This is a genomic window from Myxococcales bacterium (assembly GCA_012517325.1).
Lineage (GTDB): Bacteria > Lernaellota > Lernaellaia > Lernaellales > Lernaellaceae > JAAYVF01.
In genome coordinates this window covers 23896-30126 of sequence record JAAYVF010000030.1, presented here as the reverse complement: position 1 = coordinate 30126, position 6231 = coordinate 23896, and the positions used below count along the sequence as shown (strand labels likewise).

Sequence of the window (6231 nt, the reverse complement as noted above, 5' to 3'; positions counted from 1 at the left end):
TTTGAGCTTGATCCGAAACCGGACGTCTTTGACTTCGCCGCGATCGGCGACGATCTCCGCCGCTTCGATGCTCGGCATGAAGCGCGGGTAATTGCGATAATCGACGATAACGTTCCAAACGTCCGCAGGCGGCCGTTCGACCAGGATGCCGCCGGTAATCCGTTGCAGGCGGCCCGCTTCGTTTTCGCGCACCAGCAGCAGTTGGCCCTGGTCGAGCAACCGGGCCAGCGTTTTTTGATCGACGGCGGTCTCATCGAACGTCGCGTTCATTCGGCAAACCTCCCGCGACCGGCATCTAAAAATCGACCGGCGCGAACGACTCGCGTTCCCGAACAGCGTTAATTATGGGTCCTCGATGTCGGCCACGCAACGGAAACCGATGACAAAATCGAACAGATCCGGTTTGATGATACCGTAAACTTGCCCGTATTCGGCCATCTCCAGTGGATCCAGATAGCTCGAGCCGGCCAGGCCGATAAATCCTTGCGGCCAGGGCCAGTCGTCTTGACGGGTCGCGCGCGGGTCCGGCGTCAGCGTCCATTGCCGGACATTGGCCACCAGATCCTGGTGCCCGAAGGGCCCGTTCGTTTCGGGATTCGCGCCGACTGGCCACACGGTTTTGCGCCCGGCCAGCTTTTCCTTGATTTCCGGCGACAGCGGTTGATCGCCCCACGGATACCGGCTGCCCGCCCGCCCGGAAAAAGCGGCCATCCATTCCTCGTCGGTCGGCAAACGCAGACCGGCCCAATGGCAGAACGTCCAGGCGTCGCGGAACGAAACGCAGATCACCGGCCGATCGCTCTTGCCGGGCAGCGGATTTCCTTCCAGCCAATCGAAAGGCTGCCGATAACCCGTCGCCTGGACGAAATGGCGGTATTGCGCCCCGGTGACGGGAGTGACCGAAAGCGCAAAGCTTTTAACCGTGATGACGCCGCCGGGTTTTTGCGGATGGGGATAGGTACCGCCTTCGACGCGTCGCAGCTCGATGCCCAGTTCCGCGGCGGATGGCGGAAAATAGGTCGGCACCATGACCGGTTGATCGGGCAATTCCGTCGCCACGATCTCGAACTTTTCGGTAGCGACCGGATCGGCAGGCGGCACGGCCGGCGGAGCTTCCGTTGAAATCGGGGCGGTCGGCGGCGCCGTGACGACCGGCTCGACGGGAGGCGTCGGCGGGGGCGGCGCGGGTTCCGGTTGTTTCTCCTCGACAGTCGGGGGCGCGGCGAAAACGGTCGCGGGTCGAGCCGCGATTTCCTCGGCTTCCGGGACGGTCGGGGGCGGGACCGGTTTTTCCGCGGCGGATTTTTCGGGGGCGGCGGCAGGCTTGGGCGCTTCCTCCCGCACCGGCGGCGGCTTGATGGGTTCGGCGATTTTCGGGGACGGCTCGACGCTGGGCGTCTGCACCGGAACCGGTATTTTTCGCGTGGGCGCCGGCGGTTGCCGTTTGGCCTCGGTTTTTGCCTCGACCGTCTCGGAGGGTTGGGCCGCCGGTTTTTTTGCGCTCGGCGCAATAGTCGGGGTCGCCGGTTTCGCCGGCTCGACGGAAGCCGCCGCCTTCGGTGACGGCGGGGTCGGGGTTTTCGGCGTCGATGGCACCGGCGCCTTCGGCTGCGGCGGGATCGGCGTTTTCGGGGCCGGCGGCACCGGCGCTTTCGGCTGCGGCGGGATCGGTCGCGGCGTCTTGGCTTTTTCTTCCGGTGAAGGAGCTAACGGGGCGCTGAATTTCGCGCCGCAAAAGGTGCAGAACTTGGCTTCGGCGCTGATTTTTGACCAGCATTCCGGACAACGGGTAAACCGGTGAACCTTGGGTTGGAAGGCCGGTCCCTTGCGCTCGTTCGCCTCTTTGTTGGTTTCGGCCGTTTCCGCCTCTTTTCCCGCCAGGGAAGTGCTCAGATTCTTAGTTTTATAACCCTCGACATCGACTTTATCCGCCGCGAAGATCGCGCCGCACGCGGAGCAAAAGGTCGCTTCCTCGGCAAGCGGACGGCCGCATTCGGGACACCCTTTTCCTAATGGCTTTTTACACCGGCGACAAGTAGTCGCCGAAGAGAAGTTGATCATACCACAAGATGCGCACTTTCGGCTCATCGATAAAACATTCTCAGCAAGAAGTTAAAGTAAAATCGGTGAATTTTATGATTTTTACGGTGATTTCGCAACCGGGATCATCGCCGTGCGGAGAATTTTCAATCGCCGGAAGCGGGGCTCGGGTGCGGCTCGGCGTTCCGGCGAGCCTCGAGAAACGCGGCGTTCAATTCCGGCGACTTTTCCATTTCCCGAAACGCGTCCGCCAATCGCTCGCGATTCGCCGTCCGGTCCAATCCGTAACGTTTCGCCGCCGCGTCCGGATCGGCGATCAACTCCACCGCGTAGGTGGCCAACCGCCGCGGATCGGTACCCGGAAAATCCGGCTCCGACGCCGTGGACGAAGCAGCGGCCGCGGCATACTTCGCGATGGTGGCGGCGATCGCGCGGCCGAGGTTTTCCTCGATCCGCCGGCGATTCGCCCGCGAACTCAAGGCCTGACGTCCTTCGAGAAAAGCGCCGAAATGGTGGGCGAAACGCCACATCAACCAGAAGCTCAGCGCCAAACCGATCAAGGCGCCGCTGATTAACCAGGCCAGCGACGACATATTGGTGTCGTATTGCAAAACGCGCCATCCGGCAAGCCCGATCAGCAAGCCGAAAATCGGCAGGCCGAAGCCGATCAGCAATCGCGACATTCCCGCCCGCCGGCTTTCCGGCTGAACAAACAATTCCAGTGTCTGATCCACCGTCGCGGCGGACGGACAGACGAACCGGCAGAAATCCAAGCGGACGAGCAAGGCCTGGTCCTCGCGCGCCGCGCGAAAGAGCCGTTCCTGGAGTAAAATGTTCTGCCGGCCCCGCGTGATCGTCGGCGACGACTTTTCGATCGCCGCCGGCGGTTCGGCCAGCGCCAGATCGGCGGCCAGTTCGCGGCCGACCGTGCGATCGAGTTCTGCCACCAAGGGCGCCAGGGGCAGCACGGCATCCAGATCGAAATGACGCAAACGGAACCTCCACTAAAAAAGCGTTCGGGCGACGGGATACCCGGTCAATTCGATGAATCCCGTTCCGCGTACCGGCCAGGAACGCCAGGAGCCCTCCACCTCGCAAAGGCCTTCCCACGACCTTTGTTGATCGGCGGCGCGCCTTTGCGTCAGGCCCGGCATCAGGGCTTTGACGCGCAAATCCGCCTGATAATGCTCCAAGCGCATATTCCAGGCAATCGGGTAGGCGTTCCGGCCGCTTTTCTCCGCTTGATAAAGGCTCGGCTGGCAATCGTAACCCGGGGCGCGAAATTCCATCGTTTCGCTATCCGGCAAAATCACCGCCAACGGCGCATCACTCTGCGACGCGCCGTTCGCCGCGCGCAGGCGAACCAGCAACAATTGGTAATTATTGTTCAGGCTTAAAAACACCCGGTCCCATCCCGGAGTGGCGGCAGGCAACCGGTAACTGGTGAATTCGTGCTCGAAAAAACCGCTGCCGCGGACCGACTTCCGCTGGCCTTTCCAGGTCAGCATTCCGTCCAGATCCAGCGCCGGCAATCCGGCCAGGTAGACCGGCGCCCCGGCCGCGCCTCGCCATTGATAGCCATGATCGCCGAACAAAACAGGCTTTTTATCCGGCACCGCCGTCAGGTTCAAACCCGTTTTGGGATCGGGCGCGTCCAGCACCAGCGGCAGTTGCGATTGCGACAACCGCCAGCCGGCCAGCCGCAGATCGAAGTGTTCGCTGAGCGCGACGGCCGCGTCGTCCCGGCGCCGGCTGAGGTAAAATTGCTCGCCGCCGATTTCCGCCACGGCCAGGTAAGCGGTGTAATGATCGCGGCGTTGCAGGCTCCGGCGCCACCACAAATCGGACCAGTCGAATTCGTTGATCCGGTCGAACCGAAAGGAAAATCCGTAGATTTTCCCCGCCTCGTCCGTCAACCGTCCGGCCAGCCGCCACCATTCGAAACGAAAGCGCGGAAAAGCGGCGAGCGCCCGCGGCATTCCGAGCGCGACGTTCGGATCGGGCAGCGCGGCCGCGGCTTCGGCGGACCGCCAATTCACCACGCCCCGGTATACCGCGCCGGCGAACAGCAACAAGCCGACCTGGAGCAGGATCAGACTCGCGACGATCGCAGTCCACCGCAGCCAGTATTTCGCATTGAAGGCTTGGGGCAACGTAAATGAAGAGGCCATGCCGTTCGTTCTCCGCGGACGGCCGATCAACGGCGCCGATTCGCCTGGGAGGAACCGACCGCGGTTACTGGTCGCCGGCTTCCGGCGGTTCCGCTGCCGGATTTTCGGGCGCCGGTTTCGCTTCACCGCCGCCGATGCCGAAGGCGCCGCCCGCCTGACCTTGCTGCATTTTCGCGCGGGCGACCTTCAATTTTTCAGTGACCTTGGCCAGGCATTGCTTGACCTGTTCGCAGTCCGAGTCGGGTTTGATGCACTGCCGGCTTTCCTCGTCCAGCAAGCCGCGCCCGCACATCGCGCCGCAAACCTTGAAGCACTTGACCGGCTTGTCGAAACCGGCGATCTGGCATTGGTTGCCGCGGCCGCAAATGGCTTTGCAGGTATCGCGGCAGACCTCTTTCAGTTTCGGATCGAGATCCTTGGCGAATAGATCGGCCGGTGCCTGGCCCGCGCCGTCCTTGTTTTTCGCCAGGTCGAAAGGCGAACCCGGACCCGCCTGGCGATTGCCGCGCCGGCCGCAGTTGCAAGCGGGAAGAGAAAACAGCAGCGCCAAAACCAGCGCCACTAAAATCCACGCCAGACGACGGGTAAAACGAAATTTCATAATCCCTCCTAGATAGAAACGTGCTGCCGATCTTAGTCGGCTAACCGGAACGCTGTCAAATCCAATCCCGTTTTAACCTTGCCATGTTTACCAGGATTCTTTTTCCCCCGCCGGCGGCATGATCTGCCCGGTCCGCCACCAATCCGCGCCATTTCGCATCCGGTCTGGATAGCCGAATAACGGTTCAATATCCATTAGTTATGCCAATGCTGGAACTTTTCGTCGTCTTGGCACCGCCTTTGCGAGGAAACGAATCGTTTTATTGTTCAAGGAGGATTTCCCATGCGGTTCCGGCTATTGCTTCCGATCGCTCTGGCGATGCTGGCGATTATCGGTTGTGGCGATGAATTCATGACCACCGATATGCAATCCAACGCCAATGCCGACGGCTATACCCTAACCCTCGCCGCCTCCCCCGACAACCTCAACATCCTGGCCGGCGGCACCATCACCATCATGGCCGAAGTCCTCGATCCCGAAGGGAACGGCGTCAGTTCCGCCGCCGTCGTTCTGTCCACGACCATGGGTACCTTGACCGAAACCGATCTGACCACCGACGCGGACGGCTTCGCGGTGACCACTCTGACCGCCGCATCGGTCACCGGTTACGCGATCGTCGTGGCGACCTATCGCGGCGCGCAAAGCATGGTCAAGGTCAATTTCTGGAGCGGTGCCGCTTCCTAGCCTCGCGTCAGTTTTTAGTCCCGACAGACACCCGCCGCTTGCCGCGAGGCCAGCGGTTTTTACGCTCGAACCGAAAAAATCACTCTGGTTTTCCCGCGCCGGGCGACGCTATGATGCTGGCAACCAACTAGGAAGTCGCCATGCCTCCAATCGAAATCCTGCGCGCCGGCCGGCTGCTGCTGGAACCCGTTTCGGAAATCCATACCTATTCCATCTGGGAATGTTTCGAGGAAAGCGTCGAAGCCTTTCGGCCTTTTCTCGGTTGGGTCGAGGACACCCACTCCATCCAGGATATCGAGAAGTTCGTTTTTCGGGCCCGGCAAAATCGCGAGGCGGAAAAGGAATTTGTCTTTGCGACCTCCGAGCCCGACGGGGTTCTGGCGGGGTTGGTCGGCCTGCACAACGTGGATCAGCGGCACCGTTCCGCCGAACTGGGATTTTGGGTGCGCACGTCGCGGACCCGCCGCGGCATTTGTTCGGCCATGGCGGCGCGGTTGATCCGTTACGCGTTTCGCGACCTGCATCTCTACCGCCTGTTCATCCGCCATGCGACCGACAACGCGGCTTCGGGCGCGACGATCCGCAAACTCGGCTTCGTGCACGAAGGCACGGCCCGCGAGGAACTGGTCGTCGCCGGGCGGCGCCTCACCCACGAAACCTACAGCATGCTGTTGCCGGAATTCGAAAAACTGCGCGGAGTTCTCGGTCACTTTGAGGAAAGTTCGCGGTAGTCAC

7 protein-coding genes are annotated in these 6231 nt (G+C 61.7%); 2 read left to right on the top strand and 5 right to left on the bottom strand.

The window, feature by feature from the left end; all coding sequences use genetic code 11:
• From GX444_06620 to GX444_06600, 5 genes are all read right to left on the bottom strand, one after another.
• The coding region (locus tag GX444_06620) for a hypothetical protein (GenBank protein NLH48262.1) at positions 1 to 270 on the bottom strand (270 nt) is incomplete at its 3' end.
• Between the two features lie 72 nt (positions 271 to 342).
• Positions 343 to 2061 (bottom strand): SUMF1/EgtB/PvdO family nonheme iron enzyme, encoded by a 1719-nt coding sequence (locus GX444_06615; protein ID NLH48261.1) that lies wholly within the window; start codon positions 2059 to 2061, stop codon positions 343 to 345.
• Between the two features lie 125 nt (positions 2062 to 2186).
• A complete protein-coding gene (locus tag GX444_06610) occupies positions 2187 to 3032 on the bottom strand; it encodes a SoxR reducing system RseC family protein (protein NLH48260.1) in 846 nt (281 codons plus the stop codon).
• A 12-nt stretch (positions 3033 to 3044) separates the two neighbouring features.
• Complete coding sequence (locus GX444_06605; protein NLH48259.1) at positions 3045 to 4211, bottom strand: hypothetical protein; 1167 nt, start codon at positions 4209 to 4211, stop codon at positions 3045 to 3047.
• 64 nt (positions 4212 to 4275) lie between these two features.
• The gene (locus tag GX444_06600; GenBank protein ID NLH48258.1) at positions 4276 to 4812 is read right to left on the bottom strand and encodes a hypothetical protein; all 537 of its coding nucleotides are present in this window, start codon (positions 4810 to 4812) and stop codon (positions 4276 to 4278) included.
• 282 nt (positions 4813 to 5094) lie between these two features.
• Here GX444_06600 and GX444_06595 point away from each other — a divergent pair, with 282 nt between their 5' ends.
• Together GX444_06595 and GX444_06590 are read left to right on the top strand one after the other, a co-directional pair.
• Complete coding sequence (locus GX444_06595; GenBank protein ID NLH48257.1) at positions 5095 to 5496, top strand: hypothetical protein; 402 nt, start codon at positions 5095 to 5097, stop codon at positions 5494 to 5496.
• A 140-nt stretch (positions 5497 to 5636) separates the two neighbouring features.
• Positions 5637 to 6227 (top strand): GNAT family N-acetyltransferase, encoded by a 591-nt coding sequence (locus tag GX444_06590; protein ID NLH48256.1) that lies wholly within the window; start codon positions 5637 to 5639, stop codon positions 6225 to 6227.
• The last annotated feature ends 4 nt before the right edge of the window (positions 6228 to 6231 follow it).

What these genes read in the sequence shown, in the direction of transcription:
- GX444_06595 (NLH48257.1), top strand. Translation starts at nt 5,095, where the DNA reads ATGCGGTTCCGGCTATTGCTTCCGATCGCTCTGGCGATGCTGGCGATT.
- GX444_06605 (NLH48259.1), bottom strand. Translation starts at nt 4,211, where the DNA reads ATGGCCTCTTCATTTACGTTGCCCCAAGCCTTCAATGCGAAATACTGG.
- GX444_06590 (NLH48256.1), top strand. Translation starts at nt 5,637, where the DNA reads ATGCCTCCAATCGAAATCCTGCGCGCCGGCCGGCTGCTGCTGGAACCC.
- GX444_06615 (NLH48261.1), bottom strand. Translation starts at nt 2,061, where the DNA reads ATGATCAACTTCTCTTCGGCGACTACTTGTCGCCGGTGTAAAAAGCCA.
- GX444_06600 (NLH48258.1), bottom strand. Translation starts at nt 4,812, where the DNA reads ATGAAATTTCGTTTTACCCGTCGTCTGGCGTGGATTTTAGTGGCGCTG.